The sequence below is a fragment of the Dethiosulfatibacter sp. genome, assembly GCF_983023055.1.
The window spans coordinates 1-2,891 of sequence record NZ_CEZJXU010000344.1; the positions used below are offsets into that span (position 1 = coordinate 1).

2 protein-coding genes and 1 other annotated feature are annotated in these 2,891 nt (G+C 34.3%); both genes read right to left on the reverse strand.

The genetic code is table 11. The features are described 5' to 3' along the window. Window positions 1-4: 4 nt before the first annotated feature. Entirely contained in the window at window positions 5-2,146 is a 2,142-nt protein-coding gene (locus tag AC3AX0_RS10725) for an anthranilate synthase component I (RefSeq protein ID WP_487550281.1), read from the reverse strand. 38 nt (window positions 2,147-2,184) lie between these two features. Further along, window positions 2,185-2,420: a binding site (T-box leader), on the reverse strand. A gap of 50 nt (window positions 2,421-2,470) precedes the next feature. Then, on the reverse strand, window positions 2,471-2,857 hold the full coding sequence (locus AC3AX0_RS10730) for a hypothetical protein (RefSeq protein WP_487550282.1): 387 nt from the start codon (window positions 2,855-2,857) through the stop codon (window positions 2,471-2,473). Between the last annotated feature and the right edge of the window lie 34 nt (window positions 2,858-2,891).

Sequence of the window (2,891 nt, forward strand, 5' to 3'; positions counted from 1 at the left end):
TCCCTTAAATATTTTCATTTCTATCCTCCATTGTTTTATCAATTATATTCTTCAAAAGCTTTAATCCGCAGTTCTCTTTCATACTCATCAATGATTCAGGATGAAACTGTACTGCATATATTCTATTTATATCATCTTCCACAGACATTACTGTTCCGTCATGGGTTTTGCTTGTAATTCTTAAATTTTTAGGAACCATCTCTGCAAAGAGTGAATGGTAACGCCCTACACCTATTTCTCCTACGAGACCTTTGTAAATCATGCTATCTTTTTCAATTTCAACCAATGACTTCTTACCATGGACAGGAGTATCCAGCTGACCAAGACTACCGCCAAAATACTCCACTATGGATTGTAGCCCCAGACAAACTCCAAATACCGGGAGTTTATTTTCAATACAGAATTTTATTTTTTCACTAACATTGAAATCTTCAGGCCTTCCAGGTCCAGGAGACAATACTACTAAGTCATATTTGTTATTTTCCAAGCTATTCATTGCATAGTTGTGTCTGACTGTCTCAGTATTTGCACCAAGTCTTCTGAAATAGTCTCCCAAGGTGTGAACAAATGAATCCTCGTGGTCTATTATAAGTATATTGAAATCCAACTTCTCAAATTTCTTTTCTTCCGTTATCACATCAGCTTCCCCTGCCTTTTCCTGCAGCACTTTAATCATTGCTGCAGCCTTGACTAAAGTTTCTTCCTCTTCAGATTCCGGTATTGAATCATATAAAAGTGTAGCTCCAACTCTTACCCTAGCCTTGTTGCCTTTCATATATATTGTTCTAAGAGTAAGTCCTGTGTTAATGTCTCCATTAAATCCCAGACAACCAACTGCTCCTGCATACCATTCCCTGCAATATGGTTCTTTTTCCTCCAACCACTGAACTGCTCTTCGTTTTGGTGCCCCTGTTACAGTCACAGCCCACATATGAGTCATAAAAGCATCAAGGGAATCATATTCATCCCTTAGAATCCCCTCAACATGGTCTACCGTATGAATCAAGTGGGAATATTTTTCAATCTGTCTTCTTCCAATTATATTGATGCTTCCAGGAACGCATATCCTCGACTTGTCATTCCTATCAACATCTGTACACATTGTTAATTCCGATTCTTCCTTCTTGGAATTAAGAAGACTCATAATATTTTCATAATCCTCTACTGCATTTTCACCTCTTTTTACAGTTCCTGATATTGGACATGTTTCAACCTTGTTGCCTATAACTCTTACATACATTTCAGGTGATGCACCAATTAACTTCTCGTTTCCGTGGTTTATAAGAAACCCATATGGACTTGGATTTATTTCTATGAGTCTTTCAAATAAATCCGAAGGTTTTTTATTCGTATTGTACTCCAATATCTGTGAAGGAACCACTTCAAAAAGGTCTCCTCTTTCAAAATATTTTTTTGCCTTACAAACTAGGTCAGCATAATCTCCCTTTACAGGATTTATTAAGTTATCATATTTTTTATCATCAATTATTTCTGCTGTATTTGACCTTTCAATATCTACAGTAGAATAATCCATATATTCGAACTCGTAATCATAAATATATGCTTCAGCTCTTCTGTGGTCCATTATTAGTACACTGTCAGGAATGAATAGTACAAGATCTTCGTTGTTTACAGGTCTTTCTTTTTTGAGGTCCATCTCTTCAAACTGGTAAATAAGATCATATCCAAAGGAACCATAAAGACCAAGAAATCCATCTTCTTCTGAAAAGAATATCTTTTTAATATCCCTTATCAATGTAAATATACTGTTTTGTCTGCTTCTCTTGTCTTCTGTTAAGTATCCCTCTGGTTCTTTTACCTCTCCATCTATGAAAGTTTCTTCCTTATTTAAAAATTTATAACTTTCTCTCAAACTTATTTCACTATATATAATATCAACCAGAACTGTTCCTCTTTCGTTCAAGGCGTTGATCTTGAACTTTCTACCATTACCCCTTATTTCCAATGGAGGATTTACAAATCCCATATCCCATCTTGAATATCTACCTGGATATTCAAAAGAGCTGCAAAGATAGGCGCCCTTCCTTATGTTAAGTTCATTTATAAGCCTTGTCCTGTTAGTTTTGAAATCCACTGTTCTTTTTTCTCTTGTTATCTTAAGTTTACTGTTTGTTTTATAATTCATATTCCCTCCAAAAAATCAAAAAATCCCTTGTCCTATATATATAGGACAAGAGATATATTCTCCTGCGGTGCCACCTAAATTGGTATTAAATACCCACTTATTTCATGTACTATCATACACGTCTCCTTTATAACAAGTGAGATATCTCGTCGGCTCCTACATGTCGGGCCGAACTCATGAGTCCATTCATAACAATCCTCTATGTCTTATTTCCACCATCAAAGACTCTCTTTAATATTGAACTGATACTACTACTCTCATTCAACGCTTTACTATTTTTTTATAGAATACACTAAATATTAAATAAATGCAACATATTTTTATTTATCCCCAAAAAATATGTTCATTTACCATCAAACTTTTTTCACTACATTCAGGACATGCTATATTCCTTATGTCATGATAATCAAAACTTTCAAGCTCTTGTCCACATTTTTCACAGCTATATCTGGTAATATATCCATCGGCAAATTCTATTATTAGTTTACCTGCAATGTCGCCGCATTTTTTGCAAATTAGAATTTCATGTTTCAAGTTAAGCATGGGAATATTGTATTTGTTTCTCTTTATAATATTCTTTTTGATTTTTTTATCATCCACAAAACAATCAATAAATTCCTGATCCGAATAATCATTTTCCTGTACTTTTCCCAATTTAAATTCTTTGGTAAAAAGACAGTTTTTACATAATACACTAAGTCTTTCACCCATATATGGACCCCTCCTCTAATATGTTAAGAAAATA